Source organism: Agrobacterium sp. CG674 (assembly GCF_053521645.1).
In genome coordinates this window covers 89,181-111,375 of record NZ_JBNWDZ010000005.1, presented here as the reverse complement: position 1 = coordinate 111,375, position 22,195 = coordinate 89,181, and the positions used below count along the sequence as shown (strand labels likewise).

The 22,195-nt window shown below is 59.4% G+C and carries 19 protein-coding genes; 7 read left to right on the top strand and 12 right to left on the bottom strand.

What is annotated here, in order from left to right:
* Positions 1–146: 146 nt before the first annotated feature.
* From ACQZ51_RS15395 to leuB, 5 genes are all read left to right on the top strand, one after another.
* Positions 147–2,213, top strand: a complete 2,067-nt coding sequence (locus tag ACQZ51_RS15395; RefSeq protein ID WP_448778491.1) for a M3 family metallopeptidase — start codon at positions 147–149, stop codon at positions 2,211–2,213.
* 178 nt (positions 2,214–2,391) lie between these two features.
* Positions 2,392–4,212: a translational GTPase TypA gene (typA, locus tag ACQZ51_RS15390; RefSeq protein ID WP_042615621.1), complete on the top strand. Its 1,821-nt coding sequence runs from the start codon at positions 2,392–2,394 to the stop codon at positions 4,210–4,212.
* A gap of 240 nt (positions 4,213–4,452) precedes the next feature.
* The gene (locus tag ACQZ51_RS15385) at positions 4,453–4,959 is read left to right on the top strand and encodes an N-acetyltransferase family protein (protein WP_448778489.1); all 507 of its coding nucleotides are present in this window, start codon (positions 4,453–4,455) and stop codon (positions 4,957–4,959) included.
* A gap of 132 nt (positions 4,960–5,091) precedes the next feature.
* The gene (gene leuD, locus ACQZ51_RS15380) at positions 5,092–5,697 is read left to right on the top strand and encodes a 3-isopropylmalate dehydratase small subunit (RefSeq protein WP_243258122.1); all 606 of its coding nucleotides are present in this window, start codon (positions 5,092–5,094) and stop codon (positions 5,695–5,697) included.
* Positions 5,698–5,879: 182 nt separating this feature from the next.
* Positions 5,880–6,992: a 3-isopropylmalate dehydrogenase gene (gene leuB, locus ACQZ51_RS15375; RefSeq protein WP_448778487.1), complete on the top strand. Its 1,113-nt coding sequence runs from the start codon at positions 5,880–5,882 to the stop codon at positions 6,990–6,992.
* Here leuB and ACQZ51_RS15370 read toward each other — a convergent pair.
* From ACQZ51_RS15370 to ACQZ51_RS15355, 4 genes are all read right to left on the bottom strand, one after another.
* Positions 6,973–8,148 (bottom strand): cytochrome-c peroxidase, encoded by a 1,176-nt coding sequence (locus ACQZ51_RS15370; protein WP_448778775.1) that lies wholly within the window; start codon positions 8,146–8,148, stop codon positions 6,973–6,975. The two genes, leuB and ACQZ51_RS15370, sit on opposite strands and share 20 nt — an antisense overlap.
* Positions 8,149–8,301: 153 nt before the next feature.
* Positions 8,302–8,682, bottom strand: coding sequence for a hypothetical protein (locus ACQZ51_RS15365; protein ID WP_448778485.1), 381 nt, complete (start codon positions 8,680–8,682; stop codon positions 8,302–8,304).
* A gap of 10 nt (positions 8,683–8,692) precedes the next feature.
* Positions 8,693–9,589, bottom strand: coding sequence for a glutathione-dependent disulfide-bond oxidoreductase (gene yghU, locus ACQZ51_RS15360; RefSeq protein ID WP_448778484.1), 897 nt, complete (start codon positions 9,587–9,589; stop codon positions 8,693–8,695).
* Between the two features lie 103 nt (positions 9,590–9,692).
* Positions 9,693–11,006: a cobyrinate a,c-diamide synthase gene (locus tag ACQZ51_RS15355; RefSeq protein WP_448778773.1), complete on the bottom strand. Its 1,314-nt coding sequence runs from the start codon at positions 11,004–11,006 to the stop codon at positions 9,693–9,695.
* 92 nt (positions 11,007–11,098) lie between these two features.
* Between ACQZ51_RS15355 and ACQZ51_RS15350 the strand changes: the two genes are divergently transcribed.
* Positions 11,099–12,205 carry a cobalt-precorrin-5B (C(1))-methyltransferase gene (locus ACQZ51_RS15350; protein ID WP_448778482.1) on the top strand — a complete coding sequence of 369 codons (1,107 nt, stop codon included), beginning with the start codon at positions 11,099–11,101 and terminating at the stop codon, positions 12,203–12,205.
* Here ACQZ51_RS15350 and cobM read toward each other — a convergent pair.
* From cobM to cbiE, 3 genes are read right to left on the bottom strand one after another with little or no spacing between them, the layout of a single operon-like run.
* Entirely contained in the window at positions 12,184–12,957 is a 774-nt protein-coding gene (gene cobM / locus ACQZ51_RS15345; RefSeq protein WP_448778480.1) for a precorrin-4 C(11)-methyltransferase, read from the bottom strand. The genes ACQZ51_RS15350 and cobM overlap by 22 nt on opposite strands.
* Positions 12,954–13,349: a cobalamin biosynthesis protein gene (locus ACQZ51_RS15340; RefSeq protein ID WP_448778478.1), complete on the bottom strand. Its 396-nt coding sequence runs from the start codon at positions 13,347–13,349 to the stop codon at positions 12,954–12,956. The genes cobM and ACQZ51_RS15340 overlap by 4 nt, the downstream gene beginning before the upstream one ends.
* Complete coding sequence (gene cbiE, locus ACQZ51_RS15335; protein ID WP_448778476.1) at positions 13,328–14,584, bottom strand: precorrin-6y C5,15-methyltransferase (decarboxylating) subunit CbiE; 1,257 nt, start codon at positions 14,582–14,584, stop codon at positions 13,328–13,330. Before cbiE ends, ACQZ51_RS15340 begins: the two co-directional genes overlap by 22 nt.
* On the opposite strand from cbiE, the gene ACQZ51_RS15330 reads away from it, so the two are divergent.
* The gene (locus tag ACQZ51_RS15330) at positions 14,583–15,350 is read left to right on the top strand and encodes a cobalt-precorrin-6A reductase (RefSeq protein WP_448778475.1); all 768 of its coding nucleotides are present in this window, start codon (positions 14,583–14,585) and stop codon (positions 15,348–15,350) included. The genes cbiE and ACQZ51_RS15330 overlap by 2 nt on opposite strands.
* Here the strand turns inward: ACQZ51_RS15330 and ACQZ51_RS15325 are convergent.
* From ACQZ51_RS15325 to cobN, 5 genes are read right to left on the bottom strand one after another with little or no spacing between them, the layout of a single operon-like run.
* A complete protein-coding gene (locus ACQZ51_RS15325) occupies positions 15,317–16,078 on the bottom strand; it encodes a precorrin-3B C(17)-methyltransferase (RefSeq protein WP_448778474.1) in 762 nt (253 codons plus the stop codon). The two genes, ACQZ51_RS15330 and ACQZ51_RS15325, sit on opposite strands and share 34 nt — an antisense overlap.
* Positions 16,075–16,857 carry a precorrin-2 C(20)-methyltransferase gene (locus tag ACQZ51_RS15320; protein WP_448778473.1) on the bottom strand — a complete coding sequence of 261 codons (783 nt, stop codon included), beginning with the start codon at positions 16,855–16,857 and terminating at the stop codon, positions 16,075–16,077. The genes ACQZ51_RS15325 and ACQZ51_RS15320 overlap by 4 nt, the downstream gene beginning before the upstream one ends.
* Positions 16,854–17,486 carry a precorrin-8X methylmutase gene (locus ACQZ51_RS15315; protein WP_448778472.1) on the bottom strand — a complete coding sequence of 211 codons (633 nt, stop codon included), beginning with the start codon at positions 17,484–17,486 and terminating at the stop codon, positions 16,854–16,856. Before ACQZ51_RS15315 ends, ACQZ51_RS15320 begins: the two co-directional genes overlap by 4 nt.
* A complete protein-coding gene (gene cobG / locus ACQZ51_RS15310) occupies positions 17,483–18,847 on the bottom strand; it encodes a precorrin-3B synthase (RefSeq protein ID WP_448778471.1) in 1,365 nt (454 codons plus the stop codon). The genes ACQZ51_RS15315 and cobG overlap by 4 nt, the downstream gene beginning before the upstream one ends.
* Positions 18,844–22,194: a cobaltochelatase subunit CobN gene (gene cobN / locus ACQZ51_RS15305; protein WP_448778470.1), complete on the bottom strand. Its 3,351-nt coding sequence runs from the start codon at positions 22,192–22,194 to the stop codon at positions 18,844–18,846. The genes cobG and cobN overlap by 4 nt, the downstream gene beginning before the upstream one ends.
* Position 22,195: the final 1 nt, after the last annotated feature.

Sequence of the window (22,195 nt, the reverse complement as noted above, 5' to 3'; positions counted from 1 at the left end):
CCCTTATAAAAAACTTCGCCACCCGCTGGCAAGGCGGCATGAAAATAGTTTCGCGCTCATGCCTGCTGATCCTCATCAGGCATATTGAAACGCTGCCGCAGCCATGCCCATATGCACACAAACAGCATCTGCATGAGGACGAACCGATGACTTCCACAGCCGCGCACTATCCCGCCCTGACCGAATGGAACGGACCAAACGGACTGCCCCGGTTCGAAGCTGTGAAGGATGAGGATTTTGCCGGTGCGTTTGATGCAGCACTGGCCTCCCATGATGCTGAAATCGATGAGCTTGCTGGCAATGGGGATGAGCCAAGCTTTGCCAACACCATCATTGCACTGGAAACAGCAGGCGACGCATTGTCGCGTGTCTCGGCCTTGTTCTGGAACAAGGCGGGTGCCCACACCAACCCTGATATCCAGGCACTGGAGCGGGAAATCGCGCCGAAAATGTCGCGGCATTATTCCAAGATCAGCATGAATGCGGCGCTCTTTGCCCGCGTCGATGCGCTCTGGGAAAAACGCGATACGCTGGGGCTGACAGGCGAAGAACTGCGCGTGCTGGAACGCCACTGGAAGGGTTTCGTCCGCTCCGGTGCCAAGCTTGAGAGGCCTGAGCAGGAACGGCTTGCCGCCATCAATGAAGAACTGGCTGGCCTCGGCGCAAAATTCGGCCAGAACGTTCTGGCTGATGAGAAAGGCTGGAAGCTGTTTCTCTCCTCGGAAGAAGAGCTTGCGGGCCTTCCCGGCTTCCTGCGTGATTCCATGGAAAGTGCGGCCCGCGAACATGGCGAAGACGGCAAGTTTGCGGTGACCCTGTCGCGCTCCATCATCGAACCCTTCCTCACCTTTTCCGAGCGCCGTGACCTGCGCGAACAGGCCTTCAAGGCTTGGGTCGCACGCGGCGAAAATGACGGTGAAACCGACAATCGCGAAACGGTAAAACGCACCCTTGCCCTGCGCAATGAAAAGGCGACGCTTCTGGGCTACGCCAATTTCGCGGCCTACAAGCTGGATAACACCATGGCGAAAACACCCGATGCGGTGAACAGCCTGTTGATGCAGGTCTGGGAAAAAGCCGTGGCACGCGCTGGAGAGGAAGAAGCAGAGCTGGCTGCCGTCATCCGCGAGGAAGGCAAGAACCATGAGGTGATGCCGTGGGACTGGCGTCATTACGCCGAAAAACTCCGGGCTCAAAAATTCAACTTTTCGGAAGCCGAACTGAAGCCCTACCTGCAACTGGAAAAAATTCTCGAGGCCTGTTTCGATGTAGCGCACCGCCTCTTCGGCATTCGCGCTGTCGAGCTGAAGGACGTTACCGCCTATCACCCGGATGTCCGCACCTTCGAAATTCGCAACGAAAAAGGCGATCTCGTCGCTATGTTCTTAGGGGACTTCTTTGCCCGGTCATCGAAGCGCTCCGGTGCCTGGATGAGTTCCTTCCAGTCGCAGCACAAACTGCCCCTGAAAAACGGCGCGACCGGCGAATTGCCGATCATCTACAATGTCTGCAATTTCGCGAAACCATCGCAGGGCAAGCCCGCGCTGCTGTCGCTGGATGATGCCCGCACCCTGTTCCATGAATTTGGCCATGGGCTGCACGGCATGCTCTCCAACGTCACCTACCCTTCCGTGTCTGGAACAGGCGTCTCGCGCGATTTCGTCGAACTGCCGTCGCAGCTCTATGAACACTGGCTGACCGTGCCTGAGATCCTTGAAACCTATGCGCTGCATTACGAAACGGGCGAACCGATGCCGAAGGCTTTGCTGGACAAGGTGCTTTCAGCCCAAACCTTCAATGCCGGTTTCAACACAATCGAATTTACCTCCTCGGCGCTGGTCGATATGGCTTTCCACACCCGTGGGACGGTGACAGACCCGATGGCTGTGCAGGCAGAGGTTCTGGCGTCGCTTAACATGCCGAAATCCATCGTCATGCGCCACGCCACGCCGCATTTCCAGCACGTGTTTTCAGGCGATGGCTATTCAGCCGGCTACTATTCCTACATGTGGTCGGAAGTTCTGGATGCGGATGCCTTTGCAGCCTTCGAGGAAACCGGCAATCCGTTCGACGCGGGCATGGCGCGCAAGCTGAAGGACAATATTTATTCCGTTGGCGGCTCGGTGGACGCGGAAGAAACCTACAAGCTATTTCGCGGCAAGATGCCAAGCCCCGATGCCATGCTGAAAAAGCGGGGACTGGTTACGGCCTGAGTCGGCTGAAAGTCGGGGCCTGACACATGAAAACTGTCATAATTCTCTGCTATGGCGTTTCTGCAAGGGGCTTATGTGGCAGCCCCCCTTTCATTTTTGCAAAAAAAAGGTTATAGGCCCGCCAGACTAAATTGGCGCATTTCAAGATTTGACGCCCCAACCTCAGAGATATTGAACAATGGCAATTCGCAACATCGCGATTATCGCGCACGTTGACCATGGCAAAACGACGCTCGTTGACGAGCTTCTGAAGCAGTCCGGTTCGTTCCGCGAAAACCAGCGCGTTGCAGAGCGCGTCATGGACAGCAATGACCTCGAAAAAGAACGCGGCATTACCATTCTCGCCAAGGCGACGTCTGTGGAGTGGAAGGGCGTTCGCATCAACATCGTCGACACCCCCGGCCACGCCGACTTCGGTGGTGAAGTCGAACGTATTCTATCGATGGTGGACGGCGCTATCGTTCTCGTCGACTCGTCTGAAGGCCCAATGCCACAGACGAAGTTCGTCGTGTCCAAGGCGCTCAAGGTTGGTCTTCGCCCAATCGTCGCCATCAACAAGATCGACCGTCCCGATGGCCGTCATGAAGAAGTCATCAACGAAGTGTTCGACCTTTTCGCGAACCTTGATGCCACAGACGAGCAGCTCGACTTCCCGATCCTGTACGGTTCTGGCCGCGATGGCTGGATGAACGTTAATCCGGAAGGTCCTAAGGATGAAGGTCTGGCACCGCTGCTCGATCTCGTTCTCAAGCACGTTCCTGAGCCAACGGTTGAAGAAGGTCCATTCCGCCTGATCGGTACGATCCTTGAAGCCAACCCGTTCCTCGGCCGCATCATCACCGGACGTATCGCTTCCGGCTCGATCAAGCCGAACCAGGCCGTCAAGGTTCTGGGCCAGGATGGCAAGACCATCGAAACCGGTCGTATTTCCAAGATCCTCGCATTCCGCGGCATCGAGCGCACAGCCATTGAAGAAGCCCATGCAGGCGACATCGTCGCTATCGCTGGCCTTTCCAAGGGCACTGTTGCTGACACCTTCTGCGACCCTTCGGTCACTGAAGCGATGACAGCACAGCCAATCGATCCGCCAACGGTGACCATGTCCTTCATCGTTAACGACAGCCCTCTGGCTGGCACCGAAGGCGACAAGGTTACATCGCGCGTTATCCGCGATCGTCTGTACAAGGAAGCCGAAGGCAACGTTGCGCTGAAGATCGAAGAAGCCGAAGGCAAGGATTCGTTCTTCGTGTCCGGTCGTGGCGAATTGCAGCTTGCAGTTCTGATCGAAACCATGCGTCGCGAAGGCTTCGAACTTGCCGTTTCGCGTCCTCGCGTTGTGATGCAGAAGGACGAGAACGGCCAGACCATCGAGCCGATCGAAGAAGTCGTCGTCGACGTTGATGAAGAACATTCCGGTATCGTTGTTCAGAAGATGTCCGAGCGCAAGGCAGAGATGACCGAGCTTCGCCCATCCGGCGGCAACCGCGTTCGCCTGAAGTTCCTGGCACCAACACGTGGCCTCATCGGTTACCAGTCTGAACTGCTCACGGACACACGCGGCACGGCCATCATGAACCGCCTGTTCCACTCCTACCAGCCGTTCAAGGGCGCCATCGCTGGTCGCGTTCAGGGCGTTCTGCTGTCGAACGGTTCCGGTGAAGCTGTTGCATACGCCATGTTCAACCTGGAAGATCGCGGCCCGATGATGATCGAGCCCGGCGAAAAGGTTTACGCTGGCATGATCATCGGCATTCACACCCGTGACAACGACCTTGAAGTCAACGTTCTCAAGGGCAAGCAGCTCACCAACATCCGCGCCGCCGGCAAGGATGAAGCCGTGAAGCTGACACCGCCGATCCGCATGACACTCGACCGTGCGCTCTCCTGGATCCAGGACGATGAGCTGATGGAAGTGACGCCAAAGTCCATCCGTCTGCGCAAGATGTTCCTGGACGCCAACGACCGCAAGCGTTTCGACAAGGCAAAGCTTGCTGTCTGATTGAGAGGGTTACAATAAAGTTTGAAGAACCCGGCCCTCGCGCCGGGTTTTTTATTGTCTGGAATTTGTCCCGTCAGACGGCCGCACTTAATTTGCGGGATTGAGTCGGACGACACTTGCGCCAGTGGTAAATATAGCGTTAATTTTTAAGCCTCATCCACATGAATAGGCTGTGGGTAAGCTTGAAGCCGTTAACCTTTATGGCTGGAAAGTTTCCTGTGGCGGGGTCAGAATCGCGTTATGAAAACGTTATCCATAGAGATTCGCCGAGCAGAGCCGGACGATGCGCGTGCCATTTCCAATGCGCACAGATCATCCTGGCAGCAGGCCTATGAGGGACTGATCCCCCATAAAGCCCTCCGGCAAATGGTGGATAGACGCAACGAGGCCTGGTGGCGCCGGGCTGCGCGTGGTTCCGCAACGATGCTGGTCATAGAAGTTGCGGGCGTCGTCGCTGGCTATACCACGCTTGGCCTCAGCCGCGCGCGTGGCCTGCCCTATGATGGCGAGGTCTATGAGCTTTATCTGCGCCCGGAATATCAGGGCATGGGGCTTGGATCGTCGCTTTTCCTCGAAGCACGCCGCCTCCTGAAGTCCCTTGGCTGCAATGGCGTTGTCGTGTGGTGCCTTGAGGACAGCGATGTCGCCAACCGCTTCTTCCGCTCCCATGGCGGCAGGGACGTGGCTGAGGGCATGGAAGACTTCGCGGGAACGCAGTTGCGCAAGCTGGGCTTCGTCTGGCGCTGAAAGCGCCCCTCATCAACGCAAGCGGCGTACCGCCTTCGCACGGTTTGGTCTTCAAATAGAACCGGTTTTGCGTTATTGCAGCAAAAGCGATAACGATTGGCTCGGCCATTCGTCCTATTTTCGGAGTGAGAGATGGAAAAGTTTACCAAGCTGACGGGTGTTGCCGCCCCCATGCCGGTCGTCAACATCGATACGGACATGATCATTCCGAAGGATTATCTGAAAACGATCAAGCGCACGGGCCTGGGCACCGGCCTGTTTGCCGAATCCCGCTATCTGGAAGACGGCTCGCCCAATCCCGATTTCGTTCTGAACAAGCCTGCCTACCAGAATGCGCAGATCCTCGTTGCCGGTGATAATTTCGGCTGCGGCTCGTCGCGAGAACATGCGCCCTGGGCGCTGCTGGATTTCGGCATTCGCTGCGTCATCTCCACCAGCTTTGCGGATATTTTCTACAGCAACTGTTTCAAAAACGGCATTCTGCCCATCGTCGTCAGCCCTGAAAATCTGGAAAAGCTGATGGACGACGCCTCGCGCGGCTCCAACGCCGTCGTGACTGTCGATCTGGAGAAGCTGGAAATCAGCGGCCCGGATGGCGGCACGATCACCTTCGAACTCGATGAGTTCAAGCGCCACTGCATGCTGAATGGTCTTGATGACATCGGCCTGACACTAGAACATGCCGGTGCCATCGAAGGTTTTGAAAAGTCCAACGCGACTGCCCGTCCCTGGGCGTGAGATTTCGCGCCCAATTTGATCTGGCACCCGTACCAAATCACATTGGACCTTCCTTGAAATAGGCCATCTGCAAGGCTAAGAAGCCTCGTCACGCAATGATTTTGTGTGACGTAGGATTTTTGAATGCGCCCGCCGTTTTGAAACCGCCCCATGGTTTTGCGTCGTGGCCAAGGAGGGTTTTCATGACTATGCGCACGCTTTTCCTGCTGCCCGGTGACGGTATCGGCCCCGAAGCCATGGCGGAAGTCCGCAAGCTGATCGATTATCTGAATGCCGAGAAGGCAGCTGGCTTCACGACGCAGGAAGGCCTGGTCGGCGGTTGCGCTTACGATGCGCATGGCGTCGCCATTTCCGATGCAGACATGGAAAAGGCGCTTGCTGCAGACGCCATTCTGTTCGGCGCGGTCGGCGGCCCGAAATGGGACGGCGTGCCCTATGAGATGCGCCCTGAGGCGGGACTCCTCCGCCTGCGCAAGGATCTGGAGCTTTTCGCCAATCTTCGTCCAGCGATCTGCTACCCTGCCCTCGCCGCAGCATCGTCGCTGAAGCAGGAACTGGTCGAAGGCCTCGACATCCTTATCGTCCGTGAATTGACGGGCGGCGTCTATTTCGGTGAGCCCAAGCAGATCATCGATCTGGGCAATGGCCAGAAGCGCGGTATCGACACCCAGATTTACGACACATTCGAAATCGAGCGCATTGCCAGCGTGGCTTTCGAGTTGGCCCGTACCCGTGGCAACCGCGTCTGCTCCATGGAAAAGCGCAACGTCATGAAATCAGGCGTGTTGTGGAATCAGGTCGTGACGGAAACCCACGCAGCCAAGTTCAAGGATGTGGAGCTGGAGCATATGCTGGCAGACGCTGGCGGCATGCAGCTGGTGCGCAAGCCAAAGCAGTTCGACGTTATCGTCACCGACAACCTGTTCGGCGACATGCTCTCGGATGTCGCGGCGATGCTCACAGGCTCGCTCGGCATGCTGCCATCCGCGTCGCTCGGCGCGCCAGATGCCAAGACCGGCAAGCGCAAGGCCATGTATGAGCCCGTCCATGGCTCTGCTCCTGACATTGCCGGCAAGGGTATCGCCAACCCCATTGCCATGATCGCATCATTCGCCATGTGCCTGCGTTATTCCTTCAACATGGTCGATGAAGCAACGAAGCTGGAAACGGCCATTGCCAACGTTCTGGACAAGGGCATTCGCACCGCAGACATCGTGTCCGACGGCAGCCGTCAGGTGACGACATCTGAAATGGGCGATGCCGTTCTTGAAGAGTTCAAGGCGCTGTCGGCGTAAATGATGCTGCATGGGCAGGGGGCGTTGCGCCCTGCCCGGCATTATCTTTAGACAAGAGAGGCTCATATCTCTTGTCCGTCAGCGTTTTCAGAAACGCGACAATCGCGTCCACCCGTTTGTCATCAAGCGCCGGAGCCTCTGTGAGTTCCGCCATCGCAATATTCTCAGGCACTTCAGGCAAGTCCCATGTCTCACCCGTTTCCGGGTTGATCTGCCGGCTGGGTTTCTTGCTCTTGTACTTCACGTAAAACAGCACAACTGTGCGCAAATCCTTGAAGACCCCATTGTGCATATAAGGGCCCGTCACCGCGACATTGCGCAGCGTTGGCACCTTGAACTTGCCGCGCTGTGCCGGATCACCCGCAACAGCAGGATTCTGCGCCAGCCCAAGATCAACCGCATCAGGCTTTGAGCCATTGGCCGCCCGCACTGACCTGTTGGCGGGAACGCCGATGTTGAAATATTTGTGGTTGGTGAAGACCCCGTCAGACAGCCCGTTGCTGCCCCGGATTTCGTGGCAGGTGTTGCAATTGGTAAATTGCGTCGAGGACATCAGCACACGGCCAAGCTCTTCCTGATCGGTCAGCTTTTCCTCGCCGCGCAGAAAGCGGTCATATTTGGAATCAAACGTAGAAAAGGTATCGGAACGCTCGAAGGCGGCCAGTGCCTTGGCCATGGCCGCAAAGGCAGCATCATCGCTCTGGAAGACTTCGCCACCGAACTGGGTGCCGAAGGCGGCGACATAGTCAGGATTTTCCTTCAGCCGCTTTATGAGTGTGCCCTTATCCGGCATGCCCATTTCAATCGGGTTCAATGGCGGGCCACCGGCCTGGTCTTCCAGCGTGGATGCGCGTCCATCCCAGAACTGCCCGCCCACATATTCGCCAGCGGCATTCTTGCCGAAGGGTGGCGAGAATTTCGCATAGGCTGCCGTTGGCACATTGCGGTCGCCCAAGGACGTACCGTCATCACCCAGCGAAACATCATGCCCGACCTTGTCGGTCTCGCGCCCATCGGTAAAGCCCAACGTTTCCATATGGCAGGTGGAGCAGGACATGGTGCGGTTCATGGACAGGTTGGGATCAACGAACAGCGCCGCGCCCAGCTTTTGCAGCGCTGCGGTGTCTTCGGCATAGGCGTGCTCAATGGTCCCCATACCGAGGGCCAGAATGCACACAGCAACAATGGAATTCTTATACTTCATCATGGCTGAGGCCGGTTGTCGTGGAACTGGGTGCTCTATAGCACCTCAATAAAGCGAAGCACAGAAACTTTCCGTGCCCGCTCCACTTTGCCGCAGCAGATTTTTTCAGTCGATCTGGAAGTAATTCTCGAAGGATTCCGGGAAATTCTGCCGTGCCACGCGCTCGTCGATAATGAGCATGGACTCGTAGGACAGCGGATCGAAATTCTTGTCCGCAGGCAGCACTTCGCGCCCGAACAACAGGCTGAGCCGTGCCGCATCCAGATTGCCGCGTTCAAAGGGTTCGTTGCCGAACTGGTGCCACAGCGCATGCAGGAACGCCGCATCGACCTTATGTTCGGGCGAATCATTACGGGCGCGGCGCGGAATATGCTTGATGGGCGTCACGCCGCGCGGGTTTGCGCGGCGTATGGTGAACTGAATGCCCGTGCTCGGCATGCCGGATGGAAAGCCGCGGTGTTTCGTCATTTCAGGCAGCTTTGCCATCGTTTTTTCCTTATGCTTTGCCGATTTTGTCCTGGGTCTTCGTATCGAAGTCGGACGCATCGTGGCGTTCGTGCAATTGTTCCGAAGGGTCGCCATTCATCTTGTTGACCATACGACCCCGCTTGACGGCCGGACGTTCCGCAATCTCGTCTGCCCAGCGCGTCAGGTGCTTGTAGCTTTTCACATCCAGAAACACATCGGCCTTTGGATAGGACTGCCCGCGCACCAGATTGCCATACCACGGCCAAACCGCAATATCAGCAATCGAATACTCAGAACCCGCGAGATAGCGGTTTTCTGCCAGATGGCGGTCCAGCACGTCAAGCTGTCGCTTCACTTCCATGGCAAAACGGTCGACGGCATATTTGATGTGGATTGGCGCATAGGCATAGAAATGGCCGAAACCACCACCCAGAAAGGGGCCAGACCCCATCTGCCAGAACAGCCAGTTGATCGCTTCCGTGCGTCCCTTGTGATCCTCAGGCAGAAACGCGCCGAACTTTTCAGCCAGATAGAGCAAAATGGAGCCGCTTTCGAAAACGCGCGTCGGCTCTGGCGTGGAATGGTCCACCAGTGCCGGAATTTTCGAATTGGGGTTGGCCTTGACGAAATCCGAGCCGAACTGATCGCCTTCACCGATTTTGATCAGCCACGCGTCATATTCCGCACCGGAATGTCCCGCTGCCAGAAGCTCTTCCAGCATGATGCCGACTTTCTGGCCATTGGGCGTCGCAAGAGAATAGAGCTGCAGCGGATGCTTGCCGACAGGCAATTCCTTGTCATGGGTCGGACCGGCGATGGGGCGGTTGATGTTGGCGAACTGACCACCATTACCCTTTTCCCATTCCCACACGTCAGCGGGTTCGTAACCGGCAGGAAAGTTATGTTCGGGGGATTTCTCGGTCATGAAAATCTATCCTTGTTGAATGGATCAAGCGCCAGCACGCAGCGCATCACCACAATATAGGGAGGCGGCGACATTCCTCCACCACACGATTGATGAGAAAAACTTAACCTTTGGCGATGGCGTGAAAAAACGTGCCCGTCACCAGCCCACGCCTGCCGCCGGAAGGCCCAAGTGGCTTTCCCTGCCCGTCGGCAATCTGCGCGAAGGCATCATCATGCCCGGCATCGGTCACACGGGCATAATGAAACTCATGGCCGCGCAACACCTCGCCTGCCCGCCCCAGCAGCCCATCGACGGCAATGGTCGCCTGCCGATAGCCAAGGTTCATCTTGCGCTTGGCAAAGCTGGTGGCATGGGACAAAAGCCCGGTCATGGCATGGCTCACGCCATCGGCATCCTCCAGCCCCTCACCCAGCACCATATAGCCACCGCATTCCCCATGGACGGGCTTTTCCTGCGAAAAGCGTGAGAGACCCGCCTTGAAATTCGTGGCCGCCGCGAGCGTTCCCGCGTGAAGCTCGGGATATCCACCCGGCAACCAGCACACATCGCAGGAGGCATCAGGCACTTCGTCCGCAAGGGGCGAAAACGGGATGATCTCAGCACCCGCCTCACGCCAATGGCGCTGAAGATGCGGGTAGAGAAAGGTAAAGGCGGCATCCTGCGCCAGCGCGATGCGCTGACCTGGCGGAACGATTGCGGCGTCCACCGAGCCCTGCGGCAACTCCACGGGTCGCGCCAGCAAGAAAAGCGCATCAAGATCAATCGCCTGCTCCATCGCATCGGCAAGCCGCTCGATATGCGCGTCAATCTCAGGGTGCTCGCTGGCCTGCACCAGCCCCAGATGCCGCTCAGGCAACACCAGCGATGGATCCCGCATCACGCAGCCCGCCACCGGCAGACCGATTTTTTCAATGGCTTGCGAACACAGCGTCCGGTGTCTTTCGCTGCCAGCACGGTTGAGCACAACAGCAGACATTTTGACATCAGGATCATAATGGGCAAATCCGTGGGCAACCGCAGCCGCCGTCTGGGACTGGCCCGAGATGTCCAGCACCAGCAAAACCGGTATGCCAAACAGACGCGCAAGATCTGCGGCAGAGCCCGTTCGGTTTTCCGGCACCACGATGCCGTCAAACAGGCCCATCGCGCTTTCAATCAGCACCAGTTCCGCATCCTCAGCCTGCTGGGCAAACAAATGCCGCAGCAAATCCGGCTGCATGGCCCAGCTGTCGAGATTAAGACCCGGCGTGCCCGCCGCAAAGGCATGAAAACCGGGATCGATATAGTCAGGCCCGGTCTTGATGCCCCGCACCTTCACACCACGCCGCGCAAAGGCGCGCAAAAGGCCGATGGTGACGCTCGTCTTGCCCGAACCGGACCGTGGCGCGCCGATAATGATCGCCCGTGCCGTCATGGCCTGCCCTTTTTCACGATAAGTGGTCTCGACATTCACACTGCCTGTTGTTTACCGATGACGGCCATAGCCGTAACCGCTATAGAAACAGCATGGAAACGGATGGAAAAAACCTGCGTCGCGGCTGGACGACCGGCGCCTGCGCCACGGCGGCGGCAAAAGCCGCATGCACCGCGTTGCTGACCGGTGATGCTCCATACCTTGTCGAGATCGAACTTCCAAGCGGCAAGCAGGTCGGCTTTGCCATAGCAAGCTCAACAATTGGCGAGGGCTTTGCCCGCGCTGGCGTCATCAAGGATGCAGGCGACGACCCTGACGTGACCCATGGCGCACTTATCGAAACCACCCTGCGACGCGGGCAGTCAGGCACCGGCATCACCTTCAAGGCGGGCAGGGGCGTCGGCACAGTCACCCGTCCCGGCCTGCCACTCGCCATCGGCGAGCCCGCCATCAACCCCGTCCCACGCACAATGATTGCCGCAGCCATCCGCGAAGTGGCAGGCAACGATGCGGATTTCGAGGTCGAGATTGCGGTGGAAAATGGCGAGGCACTGGCTGAAAAGACGCTGAATGGACGGCTCGGCATTGTCGGCGGCCTCTCCATTCTCGGCACCACCGGCATCGTCATCCCCTTTTCCTGCTCCGCATGGATCCACTCCATCTGGCGCGGTATCGATGTGGCGCGTGCCGAAAAACTTCCGCATATTCTCGGCGCCACCGGCGACACCTCGGAAAAAGCCGGTCAGGCGCTGCATGGATTGCCCGATACGGCCCTGATCGACATGGGCGATTTCATTGGCGGCATGCTGAAATATCTGCGCACCCACCCGGTGGAAAAAATCACCATCGCGGGCGGCGTCGCCAAGATGACCAAGCTCGCGCAAGGCATGCTCGATGTGCATTCCAAGCGCGGGCTTGCCGATCTTGAGGCACTGGCCAACCTTGCGACTGAGGCCGGTGGCGACGACGCATTGGCCGAGGCCATCCGGCAGGCCAATATGGTGGCCCACGCCTTCACGCTGGCAGGGGCCGTCGGTATCGACCTTGGTCAGGCAGTCGCCCGCAATGCCTGGAAAACAGCGGCTGGCGCTCTGAAACGACCTGAGACGGAGCTTGAAATCCTCGTATTCGACCGCAGTGGAGCGCTGAAAGGACGCGCGCCCTTCACGCCGTCAGATCAGCCATCCGCATTGCCTTGAGGGTTGCGGAAGCGGCGCACATAATCGGTGCTGTAAAGCGCGCTTTCACGAAAATCTTCAGACGCCAGGCCCTTGCCGACGAAGATTAGCGCCGTGCGTTCCACCGGCTCTTCCGCCAGCTTTGATTCGATATCACCAAGCGTACCGGCAATAACCCGCTCTTCCGGCCACGATGCCCTGACAATGATGGCGACAGGGCAATCTGCACCATAAAGCGGCGTCAGATCCTCGACCACCTTGGCGATGGCGTGAATGGCCAGATGAATGGCAAGCGTCGCCCCCGTTGCACCGAATGCCTTCAACGTCTCCGTTTCCGGCATCTTCGACGCACGACCGGACACGCGCGTCAGCACAAGGCTCTGCACCACTTCCGGCACCGTCAATTCGCGCCGCAAGGTCGCGGCAGCTGCGGCAAAGGAGGGGACGCCGGGTGTTACGGTATAGTCGAGGCCCAGACGCTCCAGTCGGCGGATTTGCTCGCCCATGGCGCTCCAGATGGACAGATCGCCGGAATGCAGCCGCGCCACATCCTTGCCATCACGGGCAGCGTTCACGAATTCCGCCTCGATCTCATCAAGCGAAAGTGCCGCCGTATCGACAATATGCGCACCTTCAGGGCAATGTTCCAGCAATGCCTTGGGAACCAGCGATCCCGCATAGAGGCAAACGGGGGACTTGGCGATCAGATCGCGCCCGCGCACCGTGATAAGATCAGCGGCACCCGGACCGGCACCGATAAAATGAACCGTCATTCGTTCTCTCCTAAAATGGCAAGCGCCACCGTCATATCGCCAATCACCATGCGTGGTGCCATCAACCGTGATCCCGGCCCCAGTGCCGCAAGCGCCGCTGCTTCGCTGAGGCTGGGGGAGCCCGAATGTTTAAGGCTCACGTCCGATTGCGTTATCGTTCTGGCACCTGCCATTTCGAAATCCGCCTGCGCCACCACGACAAAGGCCATGCCAAGCCGCGTTGCGGCCTCCAGCAAACCCGGCTCGTCGGATTTCATCGGAGCCGTTGCGATGAAATCGATGGTGACGTGGTGGGTCCGCGCTGCCTCTTCCAAAGCGGCGATAACCGTATCTGCCGTCACACCATGCCTACACCCGACGCCCGCGACAATCACGGCTTGACCCACGCCCATTGCGTGACCGGCATAGACGGACGCCAGCCCTGCATGGACCCGACAGGCGAGGCGCGTGTCACCTCAAGCCGGATCAGCGAACCGCCGAGGCGCGCCTGCGCTGCCAGCAGAACCGCGTCCATTTCCAGCGTCACCGCATTGGCAACCAGCCGCCCCCCGGGCCTCAGCGCTGATACCGCCGCCTCCAGCACACCGTCTTCGCTACCGCCACCGCCAATGAAAATCGCGTCCGGCGTCGGCAAGCCCGCCAATGCATCCGGCGCTGCGCCCCTGATGATCGCAAGTCCCGGCACACCGAAGGCCTGCGCATTGCGTTCGGCGCGCTCAGCCCGCTCCGCATGTTGCTCGATGCCAATGGCCCGCAGGGACGGATGCGCCAGCATCCATTCGATACCGATGGAGCCAGAACCCGTGCCGATATCCCACAACAATTCCCCGAAACGCGGAGCAAGCGATGATAGCGTGACCGCACGGATTTCCCGCTTGGTCATCTGCCCATCATGCTCAAACAGCGCATCATCCAGCCCCTGCGCAAACGGCAAAATTCGGGGCTTTTCATCGGCAACCACCTCGATGGCGACGAGATTCAGCGAGTCTATATCAGCAAAAGAAAAATCAGCCGCCGTGGCCTGCCTGCTCCTCTCCCTCGGTCCACCCAAGACTTCCAGCAGGATGAACTTAGAGCGCCCGAAACCGGCCTCCGCCAAAAGAGCGGCCAAAAGGGCAGGGGTCTTTTCATCCGATGTCAGCACGAGCAGCTTTGCGCCCGCATGCAGATGCGGGCGGATCAGATCGATCGGGTGGCCATGCAGCGAAACGCAGTCGGTGGTCTGCAACGCCCAGCCAAGCCGCGATGCAGCCAGCGAAAAGGCTGATGGGGCAGGGTAGGCGATGGTTTCTTCCACAGCCACATGCTTGAGCAATGTCACGCCGACGCCGTAGAGGAACGGATCGCCGGATGCGAGAACGCAGACCTTGCGGCCACGCAGCGCCACAATATCCGCCATCTCGACATCAAACGGCACCGGCCATGGCCGCGCCTGACCTTTGATAGCCTCTGCCGCCAGCGCCAGATGTCTGACGCCACCGAACACGAATTCGGCGCCCTCAATGGCAAGCCGCGCATTGGCACTCAGCCCGGCAACACCATCCTCGCCAATCCCGACGATGGAAAGCCAGCGCGCCGCCTTCTTTTCAGTGGATGCGCCATCCATTTCGGCATATTCAGAGACCATGACACGCTCCATACTCATTCTCGGTGGCACAGCGGATGCCCGCATCATGGCTGGCAAGCTGGCGGACGAATCCGGCTACCGGTTGTTGCTGTCTATGGCGGGCCGCACCCGCGATCCCGTGCCACAACCGGTGCCGATGCGCAGCGGCGGCTTTGGTGGGGCCGATGGCCTTGCCACCTTCATCACCGAGAACGGCTTTGATCTTCTTGTCGATGCCACTCATCCCTATGCGGCCCGCATATCCGCCAATGCCGCGAAAGCGGCTGAAATCGCAAACGTGCCGCTGATTGCTCTGGAAAGACCTGCTTGGGAAAGACAGGATGGCGATCACTGGCAGGATGTCGCCAATGTCGAGGCAGCGGTTCAAGCTCTGGGACAAGACAGCGAACACGCGTTCCTGGCCCTTGGCCGTCAGGAACTCTTGCCCTTTGAAGCCGCGCCCCAGCACCAATACCTCATTCGCAGTGTCGATCCCGTCGAGCCACCCTTGCTGGTGCCCCATGCCCTCTACATCACGGCGCGCGGTCCTTTTGCGGTGGAAGACGAAGTCCAACTCCTGCGGGAAAACCGCATCGGCTTCATCGTCTCCAAGAACTCCGGCGGCACGGCTGCCTATGCCAAGATCGAAGCGGCGCGGAAGCTCGACATTTCTGTGCTGATGATAGCGCGCCCGCCGCGCCCGACCGGAATGACGGTTCCCACGATAAACGCTGCGCTGGCCGCAATCCGTCATCAGCTCTCCCTTTTGGATGAGCGCGGCGAATAGACCAGCGGCTCTGCGCCCGGTCTGTCGATCAGGCGTGTTTCCACCGAACCGACGATAATGCAGGTTGCCATATCCGCCATGTCGCTTCGTGCATCGGCAAGCGGAACAACGCGCATGCGCTCATCAACCCGCCCCGCAGCCCGCCCGAAAATGACCGGCACAGACCCCGGCAAATGCGCCCGCAACACATCGAACGCCGTTGCCAGCTGGTGCGGGCGCGCCTTGCTGACCGGGTTGTAGAAAGCCATCACGAAACCGGCCTCAGCGGCCATTATCAGACGCTTTTCGATCAGCGACCATGGTTTCAGATTATCCGATAGCGAAATGGCACAGAAATCATGCCCCAATGGCGCACCGGCCTTCGCCGCCACCGCCAGCATGGCCGTGACACCCGGCACAACGCGAAAATCGATGGCTAACCAATCGGCAGGCCCGTTTTCGATGGCCTCGCAGACGGCAGCCGCCATGGCGAAGACACCGGGATCACCGCCTGAGACAACACAGACCTTTCCGCCCGCAGCAGCCAGCGTGAGCGCGGCTTGCGCACGGCTCAACTCCTCGCGGTTATCAGAGGCATGGCGGCGCTGGTGCGGCTGCAAGGACAGGCGGTCGAGATAGGGAATATAGCCGAAAAAATCATCCGCCTCACGCACCGCATCCAGCGCTTCTGGCGTGATCTGGCCCAGATTGCCGGGGCCAAGGCCAACAACGGTCAGCTGCCCGCTCACGGCGTATCTCCATGCACAGGCCGGTCTTTCCAGCCCGGCACCAGAACCAGCGAGAAATAGGGAGCAGGGGAGCCATCATGCTCGGCAAGCCGCATGGCATGACCATTGGCCATCGTGCCGCGCTCCACATAAAGCGCGCCCTGCAGCTTGCCCGCTCTTTCCAGCGCCCGGCGAATTTTCGGCAGGTTGCGACCAACCTTCATGATGACAGCGCCATCCGTGCCGGACAGCCGCTCCGTCAGCGTTTCCTCAGCCAAGGTGCCCGGCAGCACACTCAATATATCGTCGCCCTGCACCAGCGGCAGCCCAGCCATGGACCAGCAGCCGGACATGGCCGTGATGCCGGCCACCACTTCCGCCGGATAGGTCGGTGCAAGCCGCAAATGCAGATGCATATAGGAGCCGTAAAACAGCGGATCACCTTCCGAAAGCACCGCAACACTGCGCCCGGCATCGAGATGAACAGCGATGTCCTTTGCGGACTGATCGAAGAACCCCGCAATGGCACCGCGATAATCATCGCCGTTCTTGTCGCTTTCCACGGTGACAGGATAGACCAGTGGCATTTCCACAGTGCCGGGACGGATAAAGTTCTCGACAATACCGCGCCCGTTGCCCGTGCTGCCCCTTTTGCAGAAAAAGGCCAGAACATCGGCAGTCTCGATGGCCCGCACGGCCTTCAACGTCAAAAGCTCAGGATCTCCGGGCCCGGTACCTACGCCAATCAGCTTGCCTTTCAAGGTCTTGACGGGCTCTGGCTCAAACATCGCAGCACTCATAGGCCAGGCCTCGCCACGGCATTGACCGCCGCTGCCGTCATCGCGGAACCGCCCAGACGTCCCTTGACGATGGCATAGGGAATGCCAAGCGGGCTTTCCTCCAGCGCATCCTTGGATTCCATCGCGCCAACGAAACCAACCGGCATGCCGATAATCGCAGCAGGGCGAGGCGCGCCGCGTTCCAGCAATTCCAGCAGATAAAACAGCGCGGTTGGCGCATTGCCGATGGCAACCACGGCACCCTCCAGCTTGTCGCCCCACAGGTCGATGGCAGCCGCTGAGCGGGTATTGCCGATGGTCTTTGCCAATCCCGGCGTGCGTGGATCGCGCAAGGTGCAGATGACCTCATTGTTGGCTGGCAAACGTGCACGGGTCACGCCATGCGCCACCATTTCGGCGTCACACAAAACAGGCTTTCCAGCGATAAGGGCGCCGCGTGCCGCATCGACGAAATCGGGGGAGAACCGAAAATGCTGTGCCGATTCCACCAGCCCGCAGGCGTGGATCATGCGGATGGCAATTTCAGCCTGATCCGGTGTGAACGCAGACAAGTCCGCCTCTTCGCGCACCATCGCAAAAGAGCGTTCATAGATCGCGTTACCATCGCGGATATAGTCGTATTCTATCATCGATCTTCCTGTCGGAGCGCCGCGACAATGCGGTCCTTGCCAAGTCGGGCAAGCAGGGCGCGGGCATTTTCTCCGGGCTTATGTTCTTTTTCGTATAATCCGGCAAGCCGCGAAAGTGCTGCACGCTGCTCAGGAAAGGGCAAAATCACATCCGCAGGGTCTCCGGCTCGCCCACTATAGCGAAAGGCAAGCCCGTCGGCAGAGCCTGAAAAGGTGAGCGGCGCAGATGCCGGATGCGCGCAGCCCTTGCCGCAACCGGACAGATGCAGCGACAGGGACCCATCCAGCAGGCCGGACATGTGACGCGCCGCATGAGTGCCAAGCTCATGGGTGGCGATATAGGCCGAGGCGCATGCTGGCTTTCCCGAGCAGACAGCGATGGAAGAACGCGGGTCTTTCGCATCCGTCACGAAGCCCGCCTGACGTGCATGGTCGAGAAGATCAGAACATGCCGCTTCATCACCCACAAAAAACAGCGCGTGCGCCGGTCCGGGCCGAACCGTCCTGATCCCCAGCATCATGGCCTGGGCGCATAGATTTGCCAAAGCAAGAGCCGAAATCTGCCCGAAGGCTGGCGCAACAGACACCGCAAACACGCCTTCTGACAGACGCAACATGCCATAGTGCTGGTTGTCCAACGCCTCGAAAGCGTCAGGAAAGCCGCTATCCTCGAGCAACCGACCTGCACAGATCGCCTGCACCGTTTGAATGTCCAGATCGCGCCCGCGTGCGTCCGGCCCCCGCTCCGCAAGGCAGGAGAGGAGGTCGATCACAACATCGGCTGCATCCTTCGCGTCCAAAGCACCAGCCCGCAACGCCTTGTCTTGCGTGCCGCCCAGCATCAACAGCCAGAACACATCGCGTCCAGCGCTGACAGCCTTCAAACGGATGTCGGCCAACAGGCCACCCATGAAGACATGCCCGCCGCCATCAACAATCACGGACATTTTAGCCGCCAACCGCTCGTGCAAGTCTTGTGCGTTGGCATGCTGACATATCCGGTCCATGATGCCACGCGGATCAGAAATGGCTGTTTCGTCCAGCCCTGCAACAGGCGATATCTCCACGGCAAGACCCTGCCGCACAGGCAAGCCAAGCTCTGAAACATCGCGCTCCAGCAAAGCGGCACTCTCAGCCGTCAAACCGCGAAACTGCACGCCGCCGCGTGCGGTAATATCCAGCAGACCATTGCCGTGTCGCGTTGCAAGGGCACACAGCGTTTCCAGATCCCGTGGCGAAATCGCGTCGGTCAATGCTACGCGAGATAAAAGCCCGTCACCGGTCTGCATGGGTGCAGATAAAGCAGGGCAGACGCCCCTGCGCGAAAAGGGTTGGACACTATCAAGCTGCGCGTCGCTCATGCGCTGGCCTTTAGCGTGTCAGGTGAAATCAGCATTTCCAGCTCCGCATCCACCGCATTGCGGCGGCTGTGCCAGAGGCTGCGATGGCGGGCAGACAGGAAACGCCGCGCCATGGCTTCTGCTGCCTGTGGGTTTTCCCGCAGAATAAACTCCCGCACCTCGTCATTGCCGAAATAAGCATCATAAAGCGCATCGATCAGGGATGATGGCACCGCATGGGTCGTTTCGGCAAATCCGATCAGACGATCCACCGTCTCGGCAAATTCCGACGCACCGCGTGGTCCGTGGCGCATCTGCCCGGCGATGAAACGTGGATTGATGGCACGGGCGCGCACCACACGGGTGATCGCCTGCGCAATGGAGCGGGCGCGGGGCCGGGCCGGATCGGTCGTATCCAGCGCCACCACATCTGCCGATTGGCCGAGTGTAGCCTTGGCTGCCGCAAACCCGCCGATAAAGGCCACATCGGAAGACCCATCCAGAATATCCCGCCCGGGATCATCACCGGTATGAACCAGCAATTCGGCTTTTTCCACTTGGCCGGCAAAAGTGCCATCGGCAGAAACGCTGAGACCATCGGCACCGCCATAGGCATGGCTTGCCGCATCGAGATAGGCTTGGCCCAAGTCTTCACGCTCATCCCAGCGACCACTTGAGAGCTTTTCCTCTATGCCCGCGCCATAGGTGCCGGGTGCAGAGCCAAAAATCCGTGCGGGTATATGGCCGAGCTGTGCGGCTTCTTCGCCCAGCGGGTTGTCGCCAGACGCTTCCTCGCGGCGGGCAATCGCCTTGGCCGCAGCGTCCAGCAGCGCAATCAAGGCCGGGAACATATCCCGGAACAGGCCGGAAATGCGGAATGTCACATCCACACGGGGCCGCCCCAGCACGGCCGGCGGCAGCACTTCGATGCCGGTCACACGCCCCGTTGCCATATCGTGGATGGGTCTGGCACCCATCAAATGCAGCGCCTGCCCCACATCCTCGCCACCATTGCGCAGCGAGGCCGAGCCCCAGAGATCGAAGACGATATGTTTCGGCCAGTCGCCATGGCTTTGCAGGTGATGGCGCAGAACTTCCTCACCCGCCATACGGCCAAGCTCGAACGCGGTCCGGGTCGGCATGGTACGTGGGTCGGCAGCATAGAGATTTCGCCCCGTGGGCAACACATCCAGCCGCCCGCGTGCAGGCGCACCCGATGGCCCCGGCGCAATATGGCGTCCATCCAGTGCCGATAGAAGCGCTGCCTTTTCCGCAACAGCACTCTGACGTCTCAAGGAATCCGGCTCATCATCCGCGCATCGGCCAAACACATGCTGACCATCCTTGATGGCGAAATCCTTGAGATCGCATAGAAAGGCATCGATTCGGGACAGCGCCGTATCGGCATCATCGCCCATATCGATGCCCGCATCTGCCGCCAGCCCGGTCTCCTGCGCCTTCTCGACGATGAGCTTGGCCAGCCGGTCACGGCGGCGGCGGTCCAGCCCGTCGGCCTGCGCATATTCATCGACAAGCTGTTCCAGCGCCATCTGATCGGGCGATAACCCCGCCTCGATCAGAACAGGTGGGATATGACCGATGGTAACCGCTGCAATGCGCCGCTTGGCCACCGCTGCTTCCCCCGGATTGGAAACGATAAAGGGATAGATGACCGGCAACGGCCCGGTGACGATTTCAGGGAAGCACGCCTGCGATAGTGCAACCGTCTTTCCCGGCAACCATTCCAGCGTGCCGTGCGCACCGACATGGATGATGGCATGGGCATCAAGACCCTTCTGCATCCACGCGCCAAAGGCCACAAGCGCGTGGCGTGGCGGCAAGGTCGGGTCGTGATAATCCACACGCCGGTCTTCATTGCGGCCACGATCCGGCGCAAGCGCCACCGTCACGGCTCCAAACTGTGCGGCCCGAAACCGGAACTCTCCTGCGTGGAAAGCAGCATCCTCGGCAACATCACCCCAAGTGTCATCAAGCGCCTGGCTGGCAGCTGATGGCATGGATGCGCGAAACGCGCCGTAGTGATCGGCTCCAAACGATGCGGCGCCAGTTTCGATACGGTCCAGCAATTCTCGGGTGGTGTGCGGAATATCATCCACAGAATATCCTGCATCCCGCAAATCTCGCAGCATTTCCAGCACGCTCTGCGGCACATCAAGACCCACGGCATAGCCGGTGCGCCCCGGTGCTGCGCCGGGATAATCCGGCATCAAAATGACTATACGCCGCTGCGAGGCGGCTGCATGTTTCAGCCGCAGAAAGGCCGAGATACGGTTGGCGACCTGCTCGATACGGTCAGGCTCCGGCGTGTTGACAAGGCCTTGCCCGCCATTGGGGTCAGGTTGCTTGAACGAGATGACCCCGGCCAGCATGCGCCCATCCAGTTCCGGCAGCACCACATGCATGGCAAGGTCTGATGGGTTGAGCCCCCGCAGATTATCCACCCAGCCATCGCGCCGCGTCGTGGCCATGATGACCTGAAACGCCGCAACCCCCAGTCGCGCAAACAAGGCTGTGCCACTCTCATCCGTCTGGCTGGCAAAGGCGGTGGCTGCGATGATGGCGTCAGGCTTCAAATCCCGAAGCGTTTCTTCCAGAAAATGAATGGCGTCATGGTCCTTCAGCCCGCTGACGAAGATGGGCAGCGGCGCAAAGCCGCGTTCGCGCAACGCCTCAAACAAGGCATCGATCGGCGCGACATCTGCCGCCAGCAGCATGGAACGATAAAACAGGATGGGCAGCAGAGGGGCATTGTCCGGAAAACCAGAAAGCGCCTCTTCAAGCGCCACAAGGCCTTCGCCCGGGCGATAAAAACCGGATTTGGGCAGCGGTTCCGCCACCATATCAGGCCAGGCATCTCCCCGCGCAAAGGCAGAAAGCCCCGCCGCAACACGCGCCATGTTGTCAGCGCCGCCTGCGCGGAAAAAGGCGAGGATCGCATTCAGCGTCTCAAGATCGACCGTAGAAGCGGCCTCCAGCTTCTCATCCCGCTCGCTGCATTCGCCGGGTAGAAGCACAAGCTTGATGCCGCGTTGCCGTGCCATTCTGGAAAGCTGGTCCACCCCGTAACGCCAACGATCTGCGCCGCCGAGAATCCGGATAAGGATCAGCTTGGCGTGCTCTGCGGTCTTTTCCATCCACAGATCGACCGACATGGGGTGGCGAAGCTCGGACAGGTTGGCGCTCACCATCGACAACGCGCTATCGCCATGAACAGCCCATCCGCGCTCCAGCCCCGCAAGGTCGCTCGCTGAAAAGGACAGCACCACCACATCCGCCCGTGGCTGGTTGAGATCAACCGGCTCGATCAGGTCGTCCAGAGACGAGGATGTGGTGGCAAGGATGTGCATG